Annotated in this window: 25 protein-coding genes and 2 tRNA genes; 11 read left to right on the forward strand and 16 right to left on the reverse strand. The window is 63.7% G+C overall.

Annotated features, from left to right (window positions below):
* The first annotated feature begins 147 nt into the window (after window positions 1–147).
* From L6639_RS15035 to L6639_RS15070, 8 genes are all read left to right on the forward strand, one after another.
* Entirely contained in the window at window positions 148–1,344 is a 1,197-nt protein-coding gene (locus tag L6639_RS15035; RefSeq protein WP_237862454.1) for a bifunctional 2-C-methyl-D-erythritol 4-phosphate cytidylyltransferase/2-C-methyl-D-erythritol 2,4-cyclodiphosphate synthase, read from the forward strand.
* Between the two features lie 3 nt (window positions 1,345–1,347).
* Window positions 1,348–1,956, forward strand: a complete 609-nt coding sequence (locus L6639_RS15040; RefSeq protein WP_237862455.1) for a CinA family protein — start codon at window positions 1,348–1,350, stop codon at window positions 1,954–1,956.
* A gap of 776 nt (window positions 1,957–2,732) precedes the next feature.
* Entirely contained in the window at window positions 2,733–3,440 is a 708-nt protein-coding gene (locus L6639_RS15045; protein ID WP_237862456.1) for a c-type cytochrome, read from the forward strand.
* A gap of 52 nt (window positions 3,441–3,492) precedes the next feature.
* Window positions 3,493–4,701 carry a cytochrome c gene (locus L6639_RS15050; protein WP_237862457.1) on the forward strand — a complete coding sequence of 403 codons (1,209 nt, stop codon included), beginning with the start codon at window positions 3,493–3,495 and terminating at the stop codon, window positions 4,699–4,701.
* An 8-nt stretch (window positions 4,702–4,709) separates the two neighbouring features.
* Window positions 4,710–4,886 (forward strand): hypothetical protein, encoded by a 177-nt coding sequence (locus L6639_RS15055; RefSeq protein ID WP_211395848.1) that lies wholly within the window; start codon window positions 4,710–4,712, stop codon window positions 4,884–4,886.
* Entirely contained in the window at window positions 4,883–5,446 is a 564-nt protein-coding gene (locus L6639_RS15060) for a cupredoxin domain-containing protein (RefSeq protein WP_237862458.1), read from the forward strand. The genes L6639_RS15055 and L6639_RS15060 overlap by 4 nt, the downstream gene beginning before the upstream one ends.
* Window positions 5,433–7,052 (forward strand): b(o/a)3-type cytochrome-c oxidase subunit 1, encoded by a 1,620-nt coding sequence (locus L6639_RS15065; protein WP_237862459.1) that lies wholly within the window; start codon window positions 5,433–5,435, stop codon window positions 7,050–7,052. Before L6639_RS15060 ends, L6639_RS15065 begins: the two co-directional genes overlap by 14 nt.
* Window positions 7,052–7,867, forward strand: coding sequence for a c-type cytochrome (locus tag L6639_RS15070; protein WP_237862460.1), 816 nt, complete (start codon window positions 7,052–7,054; stop codon window positions 7,865–7,867). The genes L6639_RS15065 and L6639_RS15070 overlap by 1 nt, the downstream gene beginning before the upstream one ends.
* Here L6639_RS15070 and L6639_RS15075 read toward each other — a convergent pair whose 3' ends face one another.
* Together L6639_RS15075 and lipA are read right to left on the reverse strand one after the other, a co-directional pair.
* On the reverse strand, window positions 7,868–8,350 hold the full coding sequence (locus L6639_RS15075) for a type II toxin-antitoxin system RatA family toxin (protein WP_237862461.1): 483 nt from the start codon (window positions 8,348–8,350) through the stop codon (window positions 7,868–7,870).
* A gap of 6 nt (window positions 8,351–8,356) precedes the next feature.
* Window positions 8,357–9,313, reverse strand: a complete 957-nt coding sequence (lipA, locus tag L6639_RS15080) for a lipoyl synthase (protein WP_237862462.1) — start codon at window positions 9,311–9,313, stop codon at window positions 8,357–8,359.
* 130 nt (window positions 9,314–9,443) lie between these two features.
* Here lipA and L6639_RS15085 point away from each other — a divergent pair, with 130 nt between their 5' ends.
* Entirely contained in the window at window positions 9,444–10,046 is a 603-nt protein-coding gene (locus tag L6639_RS15085; RefSeq protein ID WP_237862463.1) for a DNA-3-methyladenine glycosylase, read from the forward strand.
* A 2-nt stretch (window positions 10,047–10,048) separates the two neighbouring features.
* Here L6639_RS15085 and L6639_RS15090 read toward each other — a convergent pair whose 3' ends face one another.
* The 10 genes from L6639_RS15090 to L6639_RS15135 all read right to left on the reverse strand — a co-directional run bounded on the left by L6639_RS15090 (window position 10,049) and on the right by L6639_RS15135 (window position 21,277).
* Window positions 10,049–12,925 carry a valine--tRNA ligase gene (locus L6639_RS15090; RefSeq protein ID WP_237862464.1) on the reverse strand — a complete coding sequence of 959 codons (2,877 nt, stop codon included), beginning with the start codon at window positions 12,923–12,925 and terminating at the stop codon, window positions 10,049–10,051.
* A 129-nt stretch (window positions 12,926–13,054) separates the two neighbouring features.
* Entirely contained in the window at window positions 13,055–13,828 is a 774-nt protein-coding gene (locus L6639_RS15095; RefSeq protein WP_237862465.1) for a PopZ family protein, read from the reverse strand.
* A 304-nt stretch (window positions 13,829–14,132) separates the two neighbouring features.
* Window positions 14,133–15,524 carry a TolC family outer membrane protein gene (locus L6639_RS15100; protein WP_237862581.1) on the reverse strand — a complete coding sequence of 464 codons (1,392 nt, stop codon included), beginning with the start codon at window positions 15,522–15,524 and terminating at the stop codon, window positions 14,133–14,135.
* Between the two features lie 205 nt (window positions 15,525–15,729).
* Entirely contained in the window at window positions 15,730–16,392 is a 663-nt protein-coding gene (locus L6639_RS15105) for a protein-L-isoaspartate O-methyltransferase family protein (RefSeq protein ID WP_237862466.1), read from the reverse strand.
* Window positions 16,393–16,529: 137 nt separating this feature from the next.
* Window positions 16,530–16,709 (reverse strand): hypothetical protein, encoded by a 180-nt coding sequence (locus tag L6639_RS15110; protein WP_237862467.1) that lies wholly within the window; start codon window positions 16,707–16,709, stop codon window positions 16,530–16,532.
* Between the two features lie 214 nt (window positions 16,710–16,923).
* A tRNA-Asn gene (locus L6639_RS15115) sits at window positions 16,924–16,998 on the reverse strand.
* A 135-nt stretch (window positions 16,999–17,133) separates the two neighbouring features.
* Complete coding sequence (locus L6639_RS15120) at window positions 17,134–17,502, reverse strand: hypothetical protein (protein WP_237862468.1); 369 nt, start codon at window positions 17,500–17,502, stop codon at window positions 17,134–17,136.
* Window positions 17,503–17,714: 212 nt separating this feature from the next.
* Window positions 17,715–19,418: a flotillin family protein gene (locus tag L6639_RS15125; RefSeq protein WP_237862469.1), complete on the reverse strand. Its 1,704-nt coding sequence runs from the start codon at window positions 19,416–19,418 to the stop codon at window positions 17,715–17,717.
* A gap of 19 nt (window positions 19,419–19,437) precedes the next feature.
* Window positions 19,438–20,100 (reverse strand): OB-fold-containig protein, encoded by a 663-nt coding sequence (locus L6639_RS15130; RefSeq protein WP_237862470.1) that lies wholly within the window; start codon window positions 20,098–20,100, stop codon window positions 19,438–19,440.
* Window positions 20,101–20,113: 13 nt separating this feature from the next.
* Window positions 20,114–21,277: a PspA/IM30 family protein gene (locus L6639_RS15135; protein WP_237862471.1), complete on the reverse strand. Its 1,164-nt coding sequence runs from the start codon at window positions 21,275–21,277 to the stop codon at window positions 20,114–20,116.
* Window positions 21,278–21,602: 325 nt separating this feature from the next.
* Between L6639_RS15135 and L6639_RS15140 the strand changes: the two genes are divergently transcribed.
* The gene (locus L6639_RS15140) at window positions 21,603–22,745 is read left to right on the forward strand and encodes a transporter substrate-binding domain-containing protein (protein ID WP_237862472.1); all 1,143 of its coding nucleotides are present in this window, start codon (window positions 21,603–21,605) and stop codon (window positions 22,743–22,745) included.
* Window positions 22,746–22,982: 237 nt separating this feature from the next.
* Here L6639_RS15140 and L6639_RS15145 read toward each other — a convergent pair whose 3' ends face one another.
* On the reverse strand, window positions 22,983–23,246 hold the full coding sequence (locus L6639_RS15145; protein ID WP_237862473.1) for a hypothetical protein: 264 nt from the start codon (window positions 23,244–23,246) through the stop codon (window positions 22,983–22,985).
* A 289-nt stretch (window positions 23,247–23,535) separates the two neighbouring features.
* On the opposite strand from L6639_RS15145, the gene L6639_RS15150 reads away from it, so the two are divergent.
* On the forward strand, window positions 23,536–23,754 hold the full coding sequence (locus tag L6639_RS15150) for a hypothetical protein (RefSeq protein ID WP_237862474.1): 219 nt from the start codon (window positions 23,536–23,538) through the stop codon (window positions 23,752–23,754).
* Between the two features lie 32 nt (window positions 23,755–23,786).
* Here L6639_RS15150 and L6639_RS15155 read toward each other — a convergent pair whose 3' ends face one another.
* The 3 genes from L6639_RS15155 to L6639_RS15165 all read right to left on the reverse strand — a co-directional run bounded on the left by L6639_RS15155 (window position 23,787) and on the right by L6639_RS15165 (window position 25,007).
* Entirely contained in the window at window positions 23,787–23,933 is a 147-nt protein-coding gene (locus L6639_RS15155) for a hypothetical protein (protein WP_237862475.1), read from the reverse strand.
* A gap of 191 nt (window positions 23,934–24,124) precedes the next feature.
* Window positions 24,125–24,198, reverse strand: a tRNA-Cys gene (locus L6639_RS15160).
* Window positions 24,199–24,254: 56 nt separating this feature from the next.
* On the reverse strand, window positions 24,255–25,007 hold the full coding sequence (locus L6639_RS15165; RefSeq protein ID WP_237862476.1) for an ABC transporter ATP-binding protein: 753 nt from the start codon (window positions 25,005–25,007) through the stop codon (window positions 24,255–24,257).

Here is a 25,007-nt window from a genome sequence, read left to right on the forward strand (position 1 = left end):
TGCAGATCTTTCAAGTGCAGTGCAGCAAAATGCTGAATCCCACAATCCGGGGAAACCCCCTTTTTTTGCGGGCCTGCCGTGCTAGAGGCATGCCGGCAGTCACCTCACTCCCCGACTCCCCCCTTAGCAGTTGAATATTTGAGTCCTATGGCGAAATCACAGCGCACCGCAGTCGTTCTCGTCGCGGCCGGACGTGGCCTGCGCGCAGGCGCCGGTGGCCCCAAGCAATATCGCGAGATAGGCGGCGTGCCCGTGATCTACCGCGCCATGGAGGCGTTCAGCACCCATCCCGATGTGTTCGCCGTGCAGCCGGTAGTGAACCCCGACGACAGCGCCATGTTCACGGCAGCGGTCGCAGGCCTCAAGCACGAGGCACCGGCCAATGGCGGCGCGACGCGCCAGGCCTCGGTGCTGTCAGGCCTCGAAGCGCTTGCGAAGCACAAGCCCGACATCGTCCTGATTCATGACGCCGCACGGCCCTTTGTCTCTTCGGGTGTGATCTCGCGCGCGATCGAGGCGGCCAGCCGCACGGGCGCTGCGATCCCAGTCGTCCCCGTCACTGACACGATCAAGGTGACGAGTGCGAACGGTGACGTCGAGGACACGCCTGATAGGGCGTCCTTGCGAGTCGCGCAGACGCCGCAATCCTTTCGTTTCGATGTCATCCTCGAGGCGCATCGTCGCGCGGCCAAGGACGGGCGATCTGATTTCACCGATGACGCTGCGATCGCCGAATGGGCGGGATTGACGGTTGCGACCTTTGAAGGCGATGTTGCCAATATGAAGCTCACCACTCCCGAAGATTTCGTGCGCGAGGAAGCGCGCCTGGCCAGCGTGCTCGGTGATATCAGAACCGGCACGGGCTACGACGTGCACGCCTTCGGCGAAGGCGACCATCTGATGCTCTGCGGCGTGCGTGTACCGCATACGAAAGGCTTCCTGGCGCATTCCGACGGTGACGTCGGCCTGCATGCCCTGGTCGATGCGATCCTCGGCGCGCTCGCCGATGGCGACATTGGTTCGCACTTCCCGCCGAGCGATGCGAAGTGGAAGGGTGCCTCCTCCGACCAGTTCCTGAAATACGCCATCGAGCGCGTCACGGCGCGCGGCGGCCGCATCGCCAATCTCGAGGTCACCATGATCTGCGAGCGGCCGAAGATCGGCCCCCTGCGCGATGCCATGCGCGCGCGCATCGCCGAGATCTCCGGCGTCGACATCTCCCGTGTCGCGGTGAAGGCGACCACCAGCGAGCGGCTCGGCTTCACCGGCCGCGAGGAAGGCATCGCGGCTACCGCGAGCGCCACCATCCGCCTGCCATTTAACGAAAAGACTTGGAGCGTCTAGGTCATGGGCGGCAGCGACGCACGCGCCCTCTCCCGCTCGCTGCTCGATTTGTGCCGGATGCGCAAGCTGACGATCGCGACCGCCGAGTCCTGTACCGGCGGCCTTGTGGCCGGTGCGTTGACCGACATCCCCGGCTCGTCCGACGTCATTGACCGCGGCTTCGTCACCTATTCCAACGACGCCAAGCGCGCGATGCTCGGCGTCGAGGCAAGCACGCTCACCAATTTCGGCGCGGTCAGCAAGGAGACCGCGACCGCCATGGCAGTCGGAGCGCTCGAGCGCGCGGATGTCGACCTTGCCGTTGCGATCACGGGCATCGCGGGCCCTGGCGGCGCCACGCCGGGCAAGCCGGTCGGCCTCGTCCATTTCGCCGCTGCGGCGCGCGACGGCCGCATCATCCACCGCGAGCAACGTTTTGGCGCGATCGGGCGCACCGCGGTGCGCCAGCGCTCGGTGGTCGAAGCCCTGCGCATGCTGATGGAGCTCGCCCGCGGCCCGCAAGCTGCCGCCAAGCCGCAACGCGCCGCCGCGAGCCGCCTGCGTCCCCGCGTCACGCGCACGCCGCGCCGGCATGCGACAAAGCGCAGGCCGCCACGGTCGCCGCGGGGTTGAGCGCTCTCTCGGCTTTCGTAAGGGTGGGTCAGCCTCGCGGCTGCGCGAAGCGCTAACCGCGAGGCGCAACCGACCGACCGGAGAGATACCAACCGCCGGCCAGCGGCTTAATCGCATAGATGGGGTCGACCTGACATCCGGGAATCGATCGAGACGGGTTCGACGCTCAAGGCAGGTTCGATCCTTGCGAGGTTCGCTTGATCCGAGGGATGACAGGAAGCTTTTGCTCGATTGCCTTCGCGAGCACGGTTCCCGTGGTACGACCGAGCTCCTTCGCGATCATTGTGATTGGCTTGGTCCCTGCAAGCTTCCTGAGCCGATCGAGGTCGTCGTCGCTCCACGATTGCCTCCAACGCGCCATGTCTCCTGGTCCTGCTACGTAAGCCCTGCGCCCGACTCGGATTGTAATTGCATCTCTCACGAATGCAGCTGATGCGGGTGTGCCGCCCACGGCAAGGGGCGTTCCGTCAGTCCAAAGCGTTTTGGCACAAATTGCACTTGTCACTCCAAATGTGCGCAGTTGGTGAGCCGCCTCTGACATCAGAGGGTGAAGAAATGAAACAAGGCTCGGGCAAGACATGCAGCGAGGATGCGGCGACATGCGTTCTTGTCAAAACGCACACAATTTTGTTCGAAACGATCGCGAAGCGCGATGCAGCGGCGCGACCGAACGTCATCGCCCTATTGCGAACTTGCGCGGAAAAATATTGCCGCAATAATGCTGCCCTACGTTGTGATCCGGAATCAACCGGATCAGCATTCTGGAGGGCGACAAAGTGTTCGCTCGCGCCACGGCCTTAGCCGTACTTGTCGCCACTCTGGCCGCCTTTGATGGTGCGGCCGCGCAAACGGCGAGCCTGCCGCCCGATACGATGGCGGCGCGGGTCGAGGCCTGTACGCCCTGCCACGGCAACAAAGGCGAAGGCACCAGCGATGTCTATTTCCCGCGCCTCGCCGGCAAGCCCGCGGGCTATCTCTACAATCAACTCCTCGCCTTCAAGAGTGGCCGGCGGAAGTACCCGCCGATGAATTACCTGCTGGAATTCCTCACCGATCCGTATTTGCAGCAAATGGCGGAGTATTTCGCCGATCAGCATCCGCCTTTGCCGCCCGTCGCAGCCAACGATGCGAGCCAGGAGGTGCTGCAGCGCGGTCAGCTCCTGGTGTCGCGTGGTGACCCTCAGCGCCAGATACCGGCTTGCGGGAGCTGCCACGGACCGGCCTTGACCGGAATGGAGCCGGGAATTCCGGGCCTGCTCGGACTGCGGCCGAACTACATCAGCGCGCAATTGGGGGCGTGGCGCTACGGCACCCGCACCGCGAAGGCCCCGGACTGCATGCAGCAGGTCGCTGCCCGGCTGACAGAGGAGGACGTCACCGCAGTCGCGGCATGGCTTGCAAGCCGTCAGGCCCCGGTGAACCTTGCTCCGGTGCCCAAGGGCACCTACGTGCTGCCATTCGCCTGCGGCAGTGAAGGGGATTGAGGAGATGGGGATGCATTGGTGCTCACCAATCCTTGGCACGTGGCTGTTGCTCATGGCCGGTTCGACCGTGGAGGCGCAGCAGGTCGAGCCCGCCGGCACCAAACTCGTCGCGCGCGGCGAATATCTGGCGCGCGCCGGCGATTGCATTGCCTGCCACACTGCGCCGGAGGGCCGAACCTTCGCCGGCGGGCGCGCCATGCCAACACCGTTCGGGACGCTGTATTCGTCCAACATTACGCCGGACCGGGAGACCGGGATTGGCAAATGGACCGCGGAGGACTTCTACAAGTCGATGCATTATGGCCGCTTTCCCGACGGTGGACTGATGTATCCGGCAATGCCTTTCGCGTCCTACACCAAGGTCACACGCGCCGACACCGACGCGATTTTCGCCTATTTGAAGTCGATCCCGCCGGTGAACCAGCGAAACCGCGAGCACGATCTACGCTTCCCCTATGACAATCGCCAGCTCATCCTCGGCTGGCGCACGCTGTTCTTTAGTGAGGGCGAGTTCAAGCCCGATCCGAGCAAATCGGCCGAGTGGAATCGCGGCGCCTATCTGGTCGAGGGCCTCGGCCATTGCGGCATGTGCCATTCGCCGATCAACGCGCTTGGCGGCACGTCGCAGTCCGACGCCTTCAAGGGCGGTCTGATTCCCATGCAGAACTGGTACGCGCCCTCGCTCACCTCCAACCGCGAGGCCGGCCTCGGCGACTGGAGCATCAAGGACATCACCGATCTGCTCCAGACAGGCGTCTCCGCGCGCGGCGTGGTTTACGGGCCGATGGCCGAGGTCGTGCACAACAGCCTGCAATTTCTCAATGACGAAGACACCAAGGCGATGGCGGTCTACCTCAAGGGCATCGCGGAAGGCTCGTCACCGCCGCCCGCAAGCTCCGTTCTGCCCAACACCGAGAGCAGCCTGCTGATCAGCCTCGGCAAGACCGTCTACGACAAGAATTGCGCGAGCTGTCACGGCACGCAGGGCGAAGGCAAGCCGCCACACTGGCCGCCGCTCGCCAACAATCAGTCGATCGAGATGCAGTCGGCGGTCAACCCGATCCGCATGGTGCTCAACGGCGGCTATCCGCCGGGTACCAAGGGCAACCCGATGCCCTATGGCATGCCGCCCTTCGCGGGCCTCCTCTCCGACAACGAGGTCGCCGCCGTCGTCTCCTACATCCGCACCGCCTGGGGCAATCGTGGCTCGCCGGTCTCGGCGCGCGAGGCCAACGAGCTGCGCTCCGCGCCTTTGAATTGAGATCCGCCATGTTCAATTCCGATCCTCCAACCAGCCCAGCAGCCGCCGATCAGGCCGTCGAGGAAGTCGTTGCCCAGGGGCCTTCAGGGGCGATTGTGCTGGCCGGCATCGCCACGGCCTGCGTGGTCGCGATGTGGCTCGCGTTCTATCTGTTCGTCTTCCTGCCGCGCGGGTCGCTGCAATGAGCACAGGGCAAGCCCACGGCAGCGTCGAGGTCGCGGCGCGCGTCGAGCGGCGCTGGGCCACGATTGCCGTGATCATCATCGTGGGCATGGCGTTGCTCGCGGCTTTCGCCGGCATCCATCGTGCGACCATGCCGCAGCCGCGGGTCGAGACCACCGATCCCTCGCGCATCCATCTCTCGGGCGAGTTCGTCGAGAGCAATCTCGGCAGCGTGCTGGAAGCCAACGGCAATGTCACCGTGCGCGCGATCGGCCAGCAATATTCCTTCACGCCGGCCTGCATCGTGGTGCCCGTCGATACGCCGATCACGCTGCGCGCGACCAGCGCCGACGTCGTGCACGGCATCCTGGTCCAGGGCACCAACGTCAACACCATGCTGGTGCCGGGCTACATCTCCGAGCAGCTGATGCGCTTTACGAAGACCGGCGACTATCTGATGCCCTGCCAGGAGTTCTGCTCCTTCGGCCATGAAGGCATGTGGGGCAAGATCAAGGTGATCGACAAGACTGACTTCGCAAATCGCGCGAAGGCCGGCGGGAGGCTGAGCTGTGTTGGTCAATAGGAAGCTCATTCTCGCCCATTTCTGGCTGGCGTTTGCGGTGTTCGGCGTCGCGCTGACGCTTGGCGCCTGGCAGATGTTCATTCGTAGCCCGCTCGGCACCTGGCTCTCCAACCCCGAGCTCTATTACCGCTCGCTGACCGCGCACGGCACAGTCATGGGCTACGTGTTCCCGACGCTGGTCGCGATGGGATTTGGCTATGCCATCAGCGAGTCCGCGCTGGAGCAGCGCCTGGTCGGCGTGCGCTGGGCCTGGACCGGATTCTGGCTGATCGTCGCCGGCAGCATCATGGCGGTGATCCCGATCGCGCTCGGGCGCGCCTCCGTGCTCTACACGTTCTATCCGCCGCTGATCGGCAACATCTTCTACTACCTCGGGGTCGTGCTCGTCGTGGTCGGCTCCTGGATCTGGGTCGCGCTGATGTCGATTAACTTGCGCATCTGGCGCAAGGCCCATCCTGGGGCGCCGGTGCCGCTCGCGATGTTCGCCAATGTCGCCGGCTCCTATCTCTGGGCCTGGACCGCGGTCGGCGCGGCGCTCGAGTTGCTGCTCCAGATCATTCCCGTCGCCGCGGGGCTAAAGAACACCATCGATGCGGGGCTTGCCCGGGTGTTCTTCTCCTGGACGCTCCACGCCATCGTCTATTTCTGGCTGATGCCGACCTACATCGCCTATTACACGATCGTGCCGCGCGCAATCGGCGGCCGGGTCTACTCGGACAGCATGGCGCGGATCTCCTTCATCCTGTTCCTGGTGGTGGCCATGCCCATCGGCATGCACCACACCTTCGCCGATCCGCAAGTCGGCGCCGGCTTCAAGTTCATCCATTCGGCTTTCACCGCGCTGGTGGCGCTGCCGACGTTGCTCACGGTGTTCACGATCTGCGCCTCGGTCGAGATCGCGGCGCGGCTTCGCGGTGGCCGCGGCCTGTTCGGCTGGCTCAGGGCCCTGCCCTGGGACAATCCGATGATGCTGGCGTTGGCGTTCTCCTTCGTCATGCTCGGCTTTGGCGGCGCCGGCGGGCTCATCAACATGAGCTATCAGCTCGATGCGTCCATCCACAACACCCAGTGGATCACCGGTCATTTCCACCTGATCTTCGGCGGCGCCATCGTCATCATGTATTTTGCGATCGCCTATGATCTATGGCCGCATCTGACCGGACGCGAGCTGATCGATGTCCGTCTTATCCGCACCCAGCTGTGGCTGTGGTTCATCGGCATGGTCGTCACCACCTTCCCGTGGCACTGGGTCGGCATTTTGGGCATGCCGCGCCGCATGGCCTATTTCGACTTCGCCGATCCCGCGATCGCGCCGCAGGCGCTTTCGGTGATATTCTCCGCGATCGGCGGCTTCGTCCTGCTGACCTCGGGGATCATGTTCATTGTCATCCTGGCGCGCGGCATGCGTGCGCCTCAGGTCGACGCCGGCGCCTATCGCTTTGCGGTCGCCATGCACCAGCCGGCAACCGTGCCCGTTGCACTCAACACCCATGCGCTGTGGGTGGCATTGATGATAGCGCTCACCATCACCAACTACGGCTATCCGATCCTCAACCTCGCGACCACGGGGACGTCGGTGCCAGCCGTCTATGTGGGAGCGCAGTGATGAGCGCCCGCGACCTTTTCTCCCTCAACAATCCTCATTTCACGCGGGGCGTCGGCATCATTGCCGCAATCCTGATTGTGACCGCGATTGCCGGCTTTATCGTGCTGCCCTTTGCCCAGCCCTGGATCCAGTTCGCCAATGTCTGGGACGCGATCTGTAGCGCCGCAGGCGTGGTACAACGGACCGCGACCGTCACAGCGCCCGAAGAGACAAAACGTCTGTCCGATGTCGTCCTGACCTCGCATACGCTGTCGCGTCCAAGCCAGGAAGCGATCGGCCGCGGTGCGACGCTGGCGCAGCGCTGTGCCATCTGTCACGGTCCGACCGGCATTAGCCGCGCAGACTCGCCGAACCTCGCCGGCCAATATGCCGCCGTGATCTACAAGGAGCTGCACGATTTCCGCTCCGGTGCGCGCAGCAATGCCGTGATGTCGCCGTTTGCCGTCAACCTGACCGACGATGAAATCGCCGACCTCTCAAACTATTATGCTTATTTGCCACGGCTTCCGGCCTATCACCCGACGCCGCAACTACCGAAGCCCAACATCGTCATCTTTGGTGCGCCGCTGCGCGGCATCGCACCCTGCGGCGCCTGCCATGGCAGCCTCGACAACAAGACCGGCAGCCCGTGGCTGGAAGGACAGTCCGAGGCCTACATGAAAGCTCAGCTCCAGGCGTTTGCCGAAGGCGAGCGCCGCAATGACATCAGCCAGCAGATGCGCAACATCGCCCGCGCGATGACGCCTCAGGAGATTGATGCTGCCGCAGCGTATTACGCCTCGCAGCCGCCGGATGTCGTCAAAGCCGTGGATTGATCAGGACGACGCCAGCTTCGGCCGGCCGTAGATCGCATCCGCCCGCTTTTCGAACGCGGTTGAAAACCGCGCAAACGCCGCGTCGAACATCGACCCCATCAGCATCGCCAGCATGCGGCTCTTAAATTCATAGGCGAGGAAGAAGCCGACGTCGCAGAATTCATTGCCGTCCTGCTGGCCTCTCGCCTCGAACGTCCAGCGATTTTCGAGATTGCTGAAGGGACCTTGCAGATATTCGACCAGGATCTTCAGATTCGCGCGGTCGAGCGTCACGCGGCTGGTGAAGGATTCCTTGACCAGCTTGAACGACACAGTCATGTCGGCGACCAGCACCTCGGTGCCGTCGGGCTTCGCCATCCGCTGGCGGATCTTCAGCGCGCTGCACAGCGGCACGAATTCCGGGTAACGCTCGACGTCGGCGACCAGATCAAACATCTCGGGTGCGCTGTGATTGACACGGCGCTTGCTCGAAAATTTGGGCATATCGGTTCAGCGCGCGGTCGCGGCCCGAGCGGCCTTCAGTCTCGCAAAGTCCTCGCCGGCGTGATGCGACGAGCGTGTCAGCGGGCTCGCCGACACCATCAGGAAGCCCTTGGTGTAGGCGACCTTTTCGTAAGAACTGAACTCGTCCGGCGGCACGTAGCGCATCACGGCGTGGTGCTTGCGGGTCGGCTGGAGATATTGCCCGATGGTCAGGAAATCGACGTCGGCCGAGCGCAGATCGTCCATCACCTGCTGCACCTCGTGGCGCTCCTCGCCGAGGCCGACCATGATGCCTGATTTGGTGAAGATGGTGGGATCGAGCTCCTTGACCCGCTGCAGCAGCCGGATCGAGTGGAAGTAGCGCGCACCGGGCCGCACCGTGAGATAGCGCGACGGCACGGTCTCGAGATTGTGGTTGAATACGTCGGGCCGCGCGGCGACGACGACTTCGAGCGCTCCCTCCTTGCGCAAAAAGTCCGGCGTCAGGATCTCGATGGTGGTCGAGGGACAGGCGGCGCGGATGGCGCGGATGGTCTGGGCAAAATGCTCGGCTCCGCCATCGGCGAGATCGTCGCGGTCGACCGAGGTGATGACGACGTGGGCGAGACCCAGCTTGGCGACAGCCTCTGCGACGTTCTGCGGCTCGGCCGTATCCAGCGCGTTGGGCAGGCCGGTCTTGACGTTGCAGAAGGCGCAGGCGCGGGTGCAGGTGTCGCCCATGATCATGAAGGTCGCGTGCTTCTTGTCCCAGCACTCGCCGATGTTCGGGCAGCCGGCCTCCTCGCACACCGTGTGCAGGCCGTTGGCACGCACGATGTTGCGGGTGTCGGCATAGCCGCGGGTGTTGGGCGCGCGCACGCGAATCCAGTCCGGCTTCGGCGGCGAAGCGGAATCAGGGCGGTTCACCTTTTCGGGGTGGCGCGGGCGCAGCGGGTTCGTGATGGTATCGACAATAACGACCATGATCTGTCCGGTCTGTTCAGGTCCTACCTAGTCGGTCTGGCTGCCTGCCGCAACCCGGCTCGCGCCGCTTCAGGGAACATGGCAGATATGGGCAATATCCTGCTCTGTTCTCAGGCGATTCTCACCTCGAATGGCTCCAGTCTCGAAGACTTCCACACCCCGGCTCGGCAAAGCCCTGAAGCGCGGCTTTTTCGACCGCGACGTCCGCGAGGTCGCTCACGACCTGATCGGGGCCACCATGCTGGTCGACGGCGTCGGCGGGATCATCGTCGAGGTCGAGGCCTATCATCATACCGAGCCGGCGGCGCACTCCTACAATGGCCCGACGCCGCGGAACCAGATCATGTTCGGTCCGCCCGGCTTTGCTTATGTCTACCGCTCCTACGGCATCCACTGGTGCGTCAACTTCGTCTGCGAGGCCGCAGGCTCGGCCAGCGCCGTGCTGATCCGTGCGCTGGAGCCGACCCATGGCCTCGCCGCAATGCGCCGACGGCGCCATCTCCAGGAGGTGCACGCACTGTGCTCGGGTCCGGGCAAGCTGACCGAGGCGCTCGGCATCACCATCGCGCACAACACCCTGCCCTTGGACCGGCCGCCGATCGCGCTGCATGCGCGGACGGAGGATCTCGAGGTCGCAACTGGCATCCGGATCGGCATCACCAAGGCGGTCGAGCTACCCTGGCGCTATGGCGTCAAGGGCTCGAAATTCCTCAGCAAGCCGTTTCCGAAATAGGCCTACGACGCCTGCTTCAGCCGCTCCAGCGCCTCGAGCAGCTTGGCCTTGCGGGCGAGCGCTGCCTCGCGCTTTTCGCGCTCTTCCTCGACGACCTCTTCGGCCGCGTTGGCGACGAACTTCTCGTTGGCGAGCTTGGACTCGGCACGCTTGATGTCGGCGTCGGCCTTGCCGATTTCCTTGTCGAGGCGTGCACGCTCGGCGGCGAAATCGACCACGCCCTTCAGCGGCAGCGCCGCGACCTCGCCGCGCACGAGGAGTTGAACCGCTCCGTCAGGCGCGCGATCGGCGAAGGAGATGTCCGACAGCCGCGCCATGCGCTTGATGACGTCGGTCCAGCGTGGCGCACGTTCCCTGGTCTCGGCCGAGGCCCCCGCGAGCACGAGGGCCGTCAGCGTCGCCGGTGCAATATTCATCTCGGCGCGCACCGAGCGGATCTGCGTGATCAGGTCGATCACCCAGCCGATCTCCGCCTCCGCCTTGGGATCGGTGAAGTCGGCGTGGTCGAAGATCGGCATCACGAACGCCGGCGAGACCAGCGGATCGGTCGGCCCGGCTGCAGCCGCGAGCATCGCAAGCTGCTCCGGTGTCGGCTCAGCCCGCTTCAGCGGCCATGGTGCCAGTGCGAGCAGGCCATCGCGCTTGGCCGTCACCTCCCACAGCTCTTCGGTGATGAAGGGCATGAAGGGGTGCAGCAGCTTCAGGATCTCGTCGCGCGCCCAGGCGACCATGGCGCGGGTCTCGTCCTTTGCGGGGCTATCGGGACCGAGCAGGACGGGCTTGGCGAGTTCAACATACCAATCGCAATAGACGTTCCAGACGAAGCGGTAGATCGCGCCGGCGGCATCGTTGAAGCGATAGGCCTCGATGGCTTCGGTCACCTCGCGCGTGGTGTGCGCGCTTTCATGGGCGATCCAGCGGTTCAGCGTTTCCTTGGCCTTGGCCGGCTCGAAACCTTCGGGCACGGCGCAATGGTTCATCTCGGCGAAGCGCGAGGCGTTCCAGAGCTTGGTCGCGAAATTGCGGTAGCCTTCGACGCGGCTGGTGGCGAGCTTGATGTCGCGCCCTTGCGCGGCCATCGCAGCCAACGTGAAGCGCAACGCGTCGGCGCCATATTCGTCGATCAGGTTGAGGGGATCGATGACGTTGCCTTTGGACTTCGACATCTTGGCGCCCTTCTCGTCGCGGACGAGGGCGTGGATGTAGATCGTCGAGAACGGGATCTCCTTCATGAAGTGAAGGCCCATCATCATCATCCGGGCGACCCAGAAGAAGATGATGTCGAAGCCGGTCACCAGCGCGTTGGTCGGGTAGTAGCGCTGCACCTCGGGCGCATCTTCAGGCCAGCCGAGCGTCGAGAACGGCCACAGCGCTGAGGAGAACCAGGTGTCGAGCACGTCCTCATCGCGCGTGATGAAGCCTTCGCGCTTGTTGCGGTCGAGCGCCATTTCGCGGCCCTGTTCGACCGTGATGACTTCCTGCTCGACATAATAGCCGAGCGCATGGCTGATCGCCTCCTCCTCGGTCTCTGCGACGAACACCTTGCCGTCTGGGCCGTACCAAGCCGGGATCTGATGGCCCCACCAGAGCTGGCGCGAAATGCACCAGGGCTGGATGTTCTCCATCCACTCGTAATAGGTCTTCTCCCAATTCTTCGGCACGAAGGTCGTCTCGCCCGAACGCACCGCCGCAATCGCAGGCTTTGCCAGCGTTTTGGCGTCGACATACCACTGATCGGTGAGATACGGCTCGATCACGCTGTTGGACCGATCACCGTGCGGGACCATGTGGGTGTGCGGCTCGATGCGCTCGACGAAGCCGAACGATTCCAGCCGCTCGACGATGCGCTTGCGCGCCGCGAAGCGGTCGACCTTGTTGAACTCCTCGGCGAATTGCGCGGCGCCTTCCGGCAGGCCTTTCAGATAATCCTCGTTGTCGACGAGGTCGAGGCATCCTTCCTTGTCCAGCACGCTGATGCGGCGCAGGCCGTGGCGATTGCCGACCTCGAAATCGTTGAAGTCGTGCGCCGGCGTCACCTTCACCGCGCCCGAGCCCTTTTCCGGATCGGAATATTCGTCGGCGACGATCCTGATCTTGCGGCCGACCAGCGGCAGGACCACGTTCTTGCCGATCAGCTTCTGATAGCGCTCGTCCTCGGGATGCACGGCTACGCCGGTATCGCCGAGCATGGTCTCGGGCCGCGTGGTGGCAACCACGATGAAGGTCGAGCGATCCTCCGGATCGAAGGTCTTGCCCTCGATCGGATAGCGCAGGTACCAAAGGTGACCCTTCACCTCGGTCTGCTGCACTTCGAGATCGGAGATCGCGGTGAGCAGCTTGGTGTCCCAGTTCACCAGCCGCTTGTCCTTGTAGATTAGGCCGTCGCGGTGCAGTTCAACGAACACCTTGATGACGGCCTTGGACAGGCCCTCGTCCATAGTGAAGCGCTCGCGCGACCAGTCGCAGGAGGCGCCGAGACGCTTGAGCTGGTTGATGATGGTGTCGCCGCTCTCGGCCTTCCACTGCCAGACCCGCTCCAGGAACTTCTCGCGACCCATCTCGCGGCGCCCGGGCTGCTGGCGCTCCATCAGCTGCCGCTCGACCACCATCTGGGTGGCGATGCCGGCATGGTCGGTACCGGGCTGCCACAGCACGTCGCGGCCGCGCATGCGCTCGAACCGGCACAGGATGTCCTGGAGCGTGTTGTTGAGGGCGTGGCCCATGTGCAGCGAGCCCGTCACGTTCGGCGGCGGGATCACGATGGTAAAGGGCACTGCGTCGCGGCGGTCGGGACGGCCAGCCTTGAAGGCAAGGCTGTCCTCCCACACCACGGACATGCGGGCTTCGATATCGGCGGGCTGGTAATTTTTCTCGATCATGGGGCTGCTAGAAAGCCGCGCGCGGGGCTCAAGTCAACGGAAAGCTCAGCGGCAAAAGGGCTTTCCGGCCCGTTCGGCAGGCCGAATATGGCGCTCAAGCGGGGCTTTATGAGGGCTTGGCTTCGGCCGTCACCGACCGCCGCGTGAGACCCGCTCGATTTCGGCCTTCACAATGCGTTCGACCAGGCCCGGCAGATTGTCGTCGAGCCAGGATTTCAGCATCGGGCGCAGCATCTCCTTGACCAGGTCCTCCAGCGTCCGCGCGTTGCTGCTGAGCACCGTGTGAGCCAGCGAATTGAAGGCGGATTCGACCGCCGAGACGGTCGACTGGGCCAGAATCGGCTGCTGCGGCGGCAGCGGCGGCGCGTCGTAATCGACCGGCGCGTAGGACGGCGGAGGCGTTGGACGCGGCGGCGGTGCCTCGGCGAATTCGAGATCGTCGCGCGGCTCGACCCTGTGGAAGCTCGGCGGCGGCGGCGCCGGTGTCGGCTCGGGATCCAACGCCATCTCGTCGGTCAGCTCGAGCACGTCGGGCTCTGGCTCTGGCTCAGGCTCGGGTTCTGGCTCCGGAGCTCGCACCTCAGGCGCAGACGTGGCCTCGTCCAGCCCCGCCAGCAGCGCGTCGATGTCGTCCTGGTTGTTGGGGCCGGCATCGGCGGCGGGCGCGGGCGACGGAGGCGGCGCGGGCTTCGCAGCCGGCGGCGGCGCGGGCTTTTCGGCGGCAGGTTTTGCAGGCGCGATTTTGGACGGAGGGATGTCGGCCATCGGCTTTGCCGCGGGTGCAGGTGCGGGCTTTGCAGCCTCTGCCGGCGGCGGCTTCGCCTCGTCATCAGCAATGATGCGCCGGATCGAGGCCAGAATCTCCTCCATGGAGGGTTCTGTGACCTTTGCAGGCTGCGTCATCTCCGACTCCACATCATCAACGCCCTCGCATGCGCTGTTTTACACCAAGCACGACGGCATTGGCCGGTTCCGGATGGGTCGTCCGACATTTTCGTCGCGACAGCCAGACTTGTCCCCAGATCACGGCTCAAAGTGAGGCGGCGCGCCCCTGCCCCGTCACTCAAGCATTACGCACGCAACATTGGATGCGGGCCGAATCGACCAGCAGCTTCTTGGCAAGGCTATGTCAGGGCTTTTGACGATTGCAAGCAAAGCGCCGGTCGGTCTCTGCAAGTTTGCGAGGCCGACCGGAGAACTACGGCAATCAGCGTCCGTCGGGCGTACGCACGCCGACCCAGCTGTCGCGGACCTGGTGGTAGTGCACGCTCGGATCGTAGACGGTGGTGTTTAGGCCGAGCACCTGCGGTGCAAGGCGACCGACGGCTGCGAGCACGTTGTAGGACGCAACGACCCGATCGTGCTGTGCGGTGACCAGCGCGACGCGCGCATTGACCAGCGCTTGCTGGGCGTTGAGGACGTCGAGGGTCGTGCGCTGACCGGCCTTGGCTTCCTCGCGCACACCGTTCAGCGCGATCTCGGACGCGGTGACCTGCGCCTGCGCGGACTGCACCTGCGCCTTGCCGGCCTGCAAAGCCCCCCAGAACTGCACCACGTTCGCGCGGACAGTGTCACGAGTCTTCTCGAGGTTCAGACGCTGCTGTGCCAGGTTTTCCTTGGATTGGCGGATCAGCGAATATTCTGCACCGCCCTGATAGATCGGCACGGAGGCCGTCGCGACGGCGGATGCGGTATTCGTTCGGAAAACCGTCAGCTGCTGCTGGTAGGCTGTGCTGGCAGTCGCATTGAGGGTGACCGTCGGCAGCAATGCGCCTTCGTTGACCTTGACCTGGAGATAGTTGACGTCGATGCCATACATCGCAGCCGTGACATCGGGATGTTCCGTCAGGCTGAGCTCGACTGCCGAGGCAAGCGTTGGCGGCAGGAACCGGTCGACCGGGGATCCGGGTGCGAGATTCGACGGCTCGTTGCCGATGACCCGGCGGAAATTCGCGCGCGTCGTCGTGAGAGTCGATTCCGCTGTCAGCGCTTGAGTCTTGCCGGCAGCCAGCTGCGCTTCGGATTGCGCGACGTCGGTGCGTGTCACCTCGCCCACGTTGAAGCGATCACGCGTCTGCTTCAGCGTCTGTTCGAGAACACGCACGTTGCTGCGCTGGACTTCAAGGGTCGCGGAGTCGCGCAGATAGTCCATATAGGTCGTAGCGGCACTCAGAAGCACGCTTTGATCCATGCTGCGCAGTGCTTCGCGCGTACCGGAGACCTGGCTCTCCGCTGCCCGCGTCTTGTTGGCGGTCTGATTGCCATTGTACAGCGTCTGACTAACGGTCACGCTGGCGGCGTTGGGCTGAAGGGGCGGATCGCTATGGATGGCGAGGCCCTTCTGCGTCGCCTGGACGTCCTGATATTGATACCCGCTGCTAAGGTTCAGTTTGACGGTGGGGCGATAGCCCGACAGAGCTTGAGGCACTCCTTCGTCGGTCGAGCGCACCTGGGCGCGCTGTGCGTTGAGCTGCGGATTGTTCTGATAGGCGCGCACCAGCGCAGCCTCGATCGTATCCGCCAATGCAGGCGTCGGCCCGGCAAGCGCCGTCAGCAGGACCGAAACCGCTGCTCCGGTGAAAAGCTTCACCCTATGCATCCCTGAAATTCCGTTCATTCTCACGCCAAGCTCGTGCCCGCGAGCCTGGTTACCGTATCCGAGTGGAGTCGTTGCCCCGCAGCAACATAGGACGCGGTCAAGCGCGACGGAACTACCCCCGAGTAGTTCCCAGCGGAAACTCTTCACGTGCAGCATCCCGGCCACACTTCTGATTCAGAACGGGATTTTAACGGGATTTCAGCCGTCAGAAGACGAAGGCGGCGGCCCGTTCCAGGCCGGGCAGCACCGGGGCAGCCGCATCGAACAGCGGCCGATAGCCGAATTCGCCGTGCGAGCGGGTAACGATCATGGCTCGCGACGGCCTGGATTCGGCCGAGACCCCCACCAGGCGTCCGCCTTCTTTGAGCTGACCAAACAGAGCATCCGGCGTCACCTCGGTCGCGCCGTTGAGGACGATCACGTCATAGGGCGCGGCGGCCGGGTCGCCCTCGGCGCAGGCGGCGGCCTTGCAGGTCACGTTTGTGAGCCCGAGGTTGGCAAACGCGTCCTTGGCTTTGGCAACCAGAGCCGAATCGCCTTCCGTGGCCGTAACCTGGCGCGCGAGCTTCGCGGTCAGCGCGGCGAGGTAGCCGGTCGCGCAGCCGACGACCAGCACGTTGTCGCCCTCGCCGATCTCAGCGGCTTGGAGCAGCTTGCCGGTCAGCTGCGGCTTGATCAGATAACGCTTGGCAGCGCCTTCGCTGACGTCGAGATCGAGGTCGAGGTAGGCCAGCGCCTGTCGGCTCGCCGGCACGAAGGCCTCGCGGGGAACCGTGAACATGGCATCGAGAATGCGGCGATCGGTGACATCATTGGTGCGCACCTGGCCATCGACCATTTTTTGGCGCGCGGTCGAGAAACCGGACATTTGCGGACCCTGCAAGGCGGACGATGCCGCGGAGATGAATTTGCGGCATCTTTGGAACAGGCTCCGCGAAAACGCAACAAGTCCGTTGGCCGGTCAGCCAACGGTTGCGCAACGTTAGAGCATGGAGGTGCGACGGCTTATTCGATCGCAACTGCCAGACGGCCAATGAGGGCGGCCACTTCGTCCAGCCGCGCCGAATCGGGGGTCTCGACCGCGCGGGCAAGACAAGCAAGGCATTCATCGTCGCTCAATTCAGGGACGTCGGCCGGTAGAATCGAGGGGGCCCGGCGGGCACGGTCGATCTGGATGTCGGGCATGGGAATCAGCTCCGTAAGAGTCCGGCCCAGCAACGCTCGATGTGAATTAAGTCGATTTGGTGCCGCTTGCTTTGCGGTGTGCGTCTCGGCGTACACGTCCGCTTGAACGCGATTCTGCGGGGGATACCGGCGTGGCGGCGCTGAGGGATTGATCGAGCTAGATCGCGTGCGACATCAATGCACGCCTACAAACAACTGAAAATAAAGCGGAATTTGGCTCCCCGGGCTGGATTCGAACCAGCGACCATCCGATTAACAGTCGGATGCTCTACCGCTGAGCTACCGAGGAAAAGGGCGAACCGTTCGTTCGCGCGCGCTGCGTATAACAAAGCCGATTGCGCTTGCAAAGGACGAATTCGTCATCATCCGCAAAGCATCGAGGAAGGGCTGATCCAGCCCTTCCTCGGGCTTGGGTCAGGCCGGGTTACTCGGCGACGAACGAGGTGGTCTTGGTGCGGGGGTCGTAGCGCAGCCGCAGCGCTGTGAACTTGCAGAGGTTGACGTTCTTCCACAGGACGGACTCGTCATAGTTCTGCCAGTCAACGCGGATGTTCCAAACGCACCCCTCGTCGTCATCGTCGAACTCGACATAGGTGCTCGCCTGGTTCTGCAACACCTTGTCAAGTTCGTTGTCCCATTCGTCCAGGCCATCATCAGGGGCATTGAAGCCCAGGAATTTGATGGCGTAGCCGGTCTCGTTGACGACGGTGACGTTGCGGGAATCGGCGGCGAAGGCCGCCGTGGCGGCGAGAGACAGGCCGACGGCGATCAGTCCGGAGAGAAAATACTTCATATGAAAATCCCCTGATAGAAACAGGCCTCAGCGCCTGACGTCGATCGGCGCAGGCGCCGCGGCAACAAATGGCGTTGCCTCGAGAAATTCGTCCGGAGCGCAGTCGAAAGGTTCGACACACTATCGAACTGCACTCCGGAGCCGTGCGCGACGCGAGACGCGCACGGGCAATTTCTTATCGTTTCGATTTCTCAGCAGCAATGAACCGGCATTCACAGATCGGCGGAGTTTGTTTTCTCCGGGGCAGGCACCGCTGCCGGCGTTACCGCCGCACCATTGGCCTTGCCGGTCACGGCGCCGACCAGCGTCTTCACCGGATCGTCGCCCGTCGCAAAGCCGCTCTGGCGCAGGATCTCGTCGATCATCGGCCGCAGGGCGTGCACCTTGAGGAGCTCGCCGGCGAGCCCCTCGCCGAAGCCGACATTGCCGCCGCCGACGCCGTTGCCGCCGAACGCGCCGCCGGTATGCAGGATGCGGACGTCCTTGAGGTTGGCGATCGGCCTGACCATCTCCGCCAGCGCCGAGGGCATCGTCTCGATCCGCTTCTTTGCAATCTCGAAATCGATGACGTTGGCGCCGAGCTTGTTCTGCGCTTCGTTCTTCATGGTGATGACGGCCGCCTCGGCCTCACCGATATTGCGGACACCAACCGCCTTGATCTTGTTGGATTCAGCCTCGGCGGTCGCCAGTGTCTTGACGGCCTCGGCGCGGTCGAGCGAGGCCTTCTTCTCGGCTTCGGCCGCGACGATCAGCTCGGTCGATTTGCGCTCGGCCTCCGTGCGCGCGGCGAGCACCTGGGTCAGACGGGCGCGGTCCGCGACCTCGACCGCGCGCGCGGTGACCACCTTTTCCTCTGCGGAAACGGCAAGTGCTTCGGCCGCCTTGGCGTTGGCCACGGCTTCCGAGGTCTGTTTGCTCTTGGATGCGATCTGGATCTCGTTCTCCTGCGTCGCGATCTGGATCTCGCGCTGCGCGTCGGTCTTGCGCTTGTTGATGGCGAGGTCGGACTCGATGACCGCAGTTTCCTTGACCTGCTTGGCGCCAGCCTCCTTCTCGGCAACCGCCCGGTCGGTGTCGATGCGCGCGTTCTCCTCGGTCAGGCGGGCGGTCTGCGTGGCGGTTGCGACTTCGGCGCGGGTGCTCGCGGTCTTGTTGGCGATGTCGCGCTCTTGCGAGAGCTCAGCTTCCTTCTTGGTGCGTTCGATGGTCAGGGTCTGCTGCCGCGCCTCGAGGTCCTTCTGGGCGATAGCGACCTCGTTGTCGCGCACGATCGCGTTGCGGTCGCGGCGGCGGGTCTCGGTGATGGTCTTGAGCTGGGTCAGGCCTTCGGCGTCGAAGAAGTTCTCGGGGTTGAAGAACTTGACGTCGGTCTGGTCGAGCTTGGTGAGCGACACCGACTCCAGCTCGAGACCGTTGGACTTCACATCGGATTCGACGGTCGCCTGCACGTGCTTGACGAAATCGCTGCGCTTTTCCTGCAATTCCAGGATGGTCATGGTCGCCGCCACCGAGCGCAGGCCGTCGACGAATTTCGCCTCGACCTGGTTGCGCAGAGCTTCGGCGTCATTGGTCAGCGCGCCCAAGGTCTGGCTTGCGAGCGCAATGCTCTCGTCATCGGGGCGAACGCGGACGTAGAATTCGGCGACGATATCGACGCGCAGCCGGTCCTTGGTGATGAGCGACTCCCGCTCCTTGCGCTCGACCGTGAGCCTGAGCGTCTTGAGGTTGACGCTGGCATAGGAGTGAAAGATCGGCAGGATCATGGCGCCGCCGTCGAGCACGACCTTCTTGCCGCCAAGGCCGGTGCGTACGAAGGCCTCGTCGCGGGTGGCGCGCTTGTAGAGGATGGTGAAGATGATCCCGAGGACGATGATCAGCGTGACGCCGATCATGGCCGGGACTGCGATGTCGAACATGACTTTCTCCAAAAATGACTTAGCTGCTGCTTAGAGCGGGTTTGGTCGGTTTCAGTTCATCGTCGGCCCTGACAGCCACGAAGCGGGTATCGACGCGGTCGACCAGCAGCACCAGCGTGCCCTGCGGCAAAGGCGCTGAGCTGGGAGCGGCCACCGCCGAGACGAAGTGGCGGTTGCCGTGGATATCGGCGACGCTGACACGGCCGGGCGGACCCTGGTCGAGCGGGCCGACGACGACCTCGCCAACGCGGCCGACGAGATCGCCGAGGCCGATCGCGTAGCTTTCATCCTTCGGAATGATCCGCGCGATGCCCCGGCTCGCGCCGCGGACCAGCGGGACCGAGACGACGACGGCCGCAAGCGAGGCGAGACTGGCCGGCAAGGGCCCGGCCACCATTCGGGCGACGTCCTGGATCAGGAAGCCGGTGATCGAGAAGGCGCCCAGCGCCAGCAGCAGGAAGATCAAGAGCGGCACGCCGCCGACATTGATCCAGGAGATGGCGTTGATCACGCCATTGTCGCTGGGATGGCTGAAATCGATGCTGGTGCCGAGCATCTCGCTCAAGGAGGCCCCGACCAGCATGGTGACCACTTCGAGCGTGCCGACGATGAGGATCATGGCTGCCGCGATCGCGAACGGCCTGACCTCCGGCGCCATGACGTGTTCGAGCAATGCGCTCATGACACGATACTCTTCAGGAGCGCGACTTCAACCGCGCCAGCCTCGCTGCAATCTCCTTGTCGCGATGCAACGTGCTGAGCTCGTCAATGTCGCTTGAATACGGGATGGCAGCCGGCACGCCGGTGGCGCGCGCCACCGCCCTGCCCGCGCGCAGAGCCTTTGCCGCCGCCGAGGTGCCGCCCTGTTTGCGGGGCGACGTCGCGGCCTGATGGCTCGCAGCCGCCTCGCTCTTTGCGAGATCGGCGCGGCGCTGCTCGGCATCCTGGAGCGCCGAGAGCACCGCGCGCAGCGACGTCACGCATTGCTCGATCTTCTCGTTGTTCTCGTCGATGGCGCGGGAGAGCACCTCGAACTGTGCCTCCAGATCCATCTGCCGCGCGATGCCGGCGCGGGCGAGATCATCGCGCCCGTCCGCGATCACCCCCTCGATCTTCGCAGTCAGATCGGTTATCTCGCGCTCGATCTCGGTTCGCCGGGCGTTGAGGCGGTATTCCTCGGCCCGCGCAGACGCGAGCGCATCGCGCGCCTCGCCTTCGGCGCGCTCAATCTCGCGGATGGCCTGTCCCACCACGCCAAGCTTGTTCTTGCCTTCCGCCTGCTCGATCGCGTCATAGGCGATGCCGGCGATCAGACGTCCGACCCGCGACAGGAAATTCTCGGGAGCGGCTGCGATGGTATCCATAGCGTTCTCCTCCTCTGGCAGACTGTTCGGCGTGACGCCGTAGTGAACCTCGAAACCGTCGTCGGTGCGGATGAGATGCGCGGGCACGCTCTGCCCCCAGCCATCCGCGTAGCCGACATAGTCGAAGGGCACGCTGAAGCGCCCTTGAACGGTTGAAATCGAAATGGTGGCCGGCCCCTTGATCTTGGCGAGCTTGTCGTCGAGCGGCAGGCGGCGACCTTGCGCGGCGCGATACTCGGTGCGGTCGCGCAGGCCCAGCGTCACCAGCCGTGACGGCAGCGCGGTCTCTTTCCGGATTGGCTCATAGGCATGGGCATGCAGCAGCACGACGTTGGAGCCCACATTGTGGGTCCGGGCGACCTCATCCAGGATCTCCATCATGCGGTCATAGGCCCTGAACGTCGCCTCCATCGCGGCCTTGGCGGCCGGGTCAGGGGCAAGCCTGTATCGAAGCGCCGATGGCGCGTTTCGGGGCGACGGGCTCATGAAAAGCACTAAAGCACCATTTTGGTGCTTTACAAGGGGGTAGCTCGATCACGTTCCACTGATCCTGATGCACTCTTTGGATTAGTCGCTGTCGCCTGCGGCCGCGTTCAAGGTGTGCCATCACTCCTAAATCACCGACGATCAAGACTTCTTGCACGTGCGGGTTGCAATTTTATGGAAAGCCGTTTGCGACCTGGAGCACCTGCCCGAAGTGTGACGCAATGTTCTCTCAGCACCCGTCGTTGCGCGGGGTCTTGCGAGGAAGAGGCAACCGCGGTGCTTTATTTGTCTGCATCTCAATACACAGGCACACTTGCGCGACTGGAAACCATCGATGACTCGTCCGCAGCCAGCCACCAGCTCTTGCACCCGAACCGACCGCCTGTCTCGGTCGGTCGGAGCCGAGATCGCCCGCGCACTGGCGTTGGCACTGCTCGTCTGCGTGACCTGGTCGGCGGCTCAGGCCGAGACGGCCAAGCTGCGGGTGGCGACCCGCATCGTGCCGCCGATGGTCGTCGAAAAGAACGGCGTGCTGAGTGGCTTCAGTATCGAGCTCTGGAACAGCATCGGCAAACGACTGAACCGCGAGACCGAATATGTCGTGTTGCCCGATGTGAGCGAATTGCTTGACGCGGTCGGAAGCGGACGAGCCGATCTCGCCATCGCGGCCATCTCGATCACGTCAGAGCGGGAGGACAGGTTCGACTTCTCTCAGCCGATCATGAACTCAGGCTTGCAGATCCTGGTGCGCGGCACGGCCGTCATTGTCGAAGCCAATCCATTGCGCGAGCTGATGCGATTGTTCTTCTCACGCACGTTGCTGGTCTGGCTCGGCATTGCGCTGCTCCTGATCCTGGTGCCGGCGCACCTGATGTTCCTGGTCGAGCGAACGCATCACAGCGGGATTATTCCGACCAAGAAGTATTTTCCGGGGATCTTCCACGCGATGTTCTGGGCGGCGGGCACGCTGGCCACTCAGGCCGATCAGATGCCGCGACACTGGATAGCCCGGATCGTCGCCGTGCTGTGGATGTTCACGGGGGTGGTGTTTGTCGCGTTCTATACGGCGCAATTGACCGCTTCATTGACGGTGCAACAGATCAAGGGGCCGATCAACGGCCAGCAGGACCTCGTCGGCAAGACCGTCGGCACCACAAGGGGCAGCACTGCAACGGGCTATCTGAATGAGCTCAAGGCTCAGGTTCGCGAGTTCGAGAAGGTCGATGACCTCTACAAGGCGCTGCTGGATCAGCAGGTCGACGCCGTCGTGTTCGATTCACCCGCTCTGCTCTACTACACGACCCACGACGGCAGCAGATTGGCCCGGACCGTTGGTGACGTGTTTCACAGGGAAGACTACGGCATCGTCTTTCCGACCGGCAGTCCACTACGCAAGCAGGTCAACGAGGCCCTTCTGGGGCTGCGCGAGAACGACACGTACCAGCGGATGTACGAGGAATGGTTCGGCAAGCGCTAGCTGCTCAACCGAGGTGGGATCCCGTCCTTCGGACTGCGAGAACCCGTCAGATCAGATGATTGGGTGCAAAACGCATCTAGATCATGACTCTGTCGGATATCATTCGGATCTGATCCGCATCTGCGTCGGATAAACAGCCATTCAACAGCTTGTCCGCAGCATATCCACAGCCGTCGCCCGAAGGATTTACGCTGGAGACGCAAAGCACTTGCTGCGCACAAATCCACAGGGAGCGCATCAGCCGCCGGCCTGGTCGAACACCGCGCGGCAGGCCTCGCTCAGGCTTGAGCGGTTACGGCGCAGGCAGGCCGTGATGGCTCGAACGTTGGGGATTTCGCCGGCACAGAGCCTGTAAACGTCGGGTGTACAGGCCCGGCGCTGCTCCGCTGTGCCCTGCTGCGCATTGGCGGCGGATGCAAACAACGTCAGGAACAGGCCGAGTGTGGAGGCGCGACGCGCCCGGCTTCTCACACCCGCAAACCGCAAGAACCTCGCCTTCATGACCAGTCTCCTGTCCGCCCTTCCTGCCCGGCCGCCATCGGCCGGTGTGAGCAAAGAGGTAGGAGGATTAAATCGCGGGGGATGTGATCTCTTTCACACTTGCCGCCGCTTGGAACCTCCTAGGGTTCCCGGGGTTTTCTTGGAGTTTTCTTGGGGATTTTTGGGGACCTTTCAGAAATCGCTAACCAAACCGATCCCGATCGCCCGATCGTTAAAATGCGAACGACCGGGTCAATCGGGAAGCAAACCGGCTTTGCGACACTGCGCTATCCGCGTTCCGGAGGGTGTGATGAGCGAAGCCGAATTCAATCTGATGCTGGATGCTGTCCGGGACGCCATGATTCACGACAATTTCGCAGCCGCGCCGGAGGAAGACTTCGTGCCCCGCTCGTGGAGCTTCGACGCTGCGCCCAAGAAAGCGCTTAAGCAAGCGCTCAAGGCCGCGAATGACAACGAGGGCGCCTGGCCCCTGCTGCCCTTTCCGGACGGCTGGTACGCCGCCTGCTGAGGCAAAACTGACGGCGGGCCACGGGCCTGCGATCAATTCTTGACGCTGTCCTTGTCGTCCTGCTGTACCCTGTCCGGTGCAGCCGGCGGGAAAATGCTGTCATAGATCGCGCGCGCCTCGGCAATGAGGCGAGCCCGCTCCAGCTCGGATTTCGGGATAAACCGGACGATTTCGCCCACGTGTGCTCCAGCGCTCGATTGATAGGACTGCATGCCTTCGCAGATGCGAAGTTTATGCCATCGGGCCTGAATCGAGGGTTTCCAACAAGCCCCGGGCAAACCCGGTGGCGCGGGCCATGCAGTCGCCATCCGCGCCATCGGCGGATCGGGGCGAAATCATGATTTAGGTTGAAATATCAGAAGCTTGGTGATGGAGGCCACGACCAGAATTGAACTGGTGTACACGGTTTTGCAGACCGTTGCGTAACCACTCCGCCACGTGGCCCCGTAGAGGCGGAGCAATATAGGGGATCAACGGCTTAGGCAACCCCGGCGGGGTAGTTACACCTTCGCAGCCCCGAGATATCGGGCAAGAACCTCCTCGATCGTGCCTGATAAGGTGATCCGCCCCTCCTCCAGCAGGATGGCGCGGTTGCAGGTGCTCTTGATCAGATCGAGATCGTGCGAGGCCAGCACCAGGATGCCGGCGCGGGCCACGATCTCATCGAGCCGCAGCCTGGCCTTCTTCCGGAACTGCTGATCGCCGACGCCGATCCATTCATCGAGCAGCACGATCTCGCCCTCGACGGCGGTGGCGACCGCGAAGATCAGGCGCAGCATCATGCCACTGGAATACGTGCGCAGCGGCAAATCCAGCCGGTCGCCGAGCTCGGTGAATTCGGCTATCTCGACGCGGCGAGCGTCGATCTCGGTGCGTCGCGCACCGATCACAAGGCCGCGGCGCATGATGTTCTCGTAACCGGTCGCCTCCTCGTCGAAGCCGGCCGACAGGTCGAACAGCGACAGGCAGCGGCCGAGCACATCGATGTTGCCTGCGGTCGGATGGTAGATGCCGGCCAGCACCCGCAGCAGTGTGGTTTTGCCGGCGCCGTTGGCCCCGACGATCGCGACGCGGTCGCCGGCGCGGACGTCGAGATCGATGCCATTGAGCGCAGTGACGATGTGCGGGCGCGGCGCCTTGCGGCGCAAGGTCATGGCGCGCACGAAGCGGCTGCGCAGCGAGCGGTCGCGGAACGACAGCACGGGAAACGTCACCGAGACGTTGCGCAGAATGATGTGGGCTTGGGGGCTCAT

It is taken from the genome of Bradyrhizobium zhengyangense, assembly GCF_022012555.1.
GTDB lineage: Bacteria > Pseudomonadota > Alphaproteobacteria > Rhizobiales > Xanthobacteraceae > Bradyrhizobium > Bradyrhizobium zhengyangense.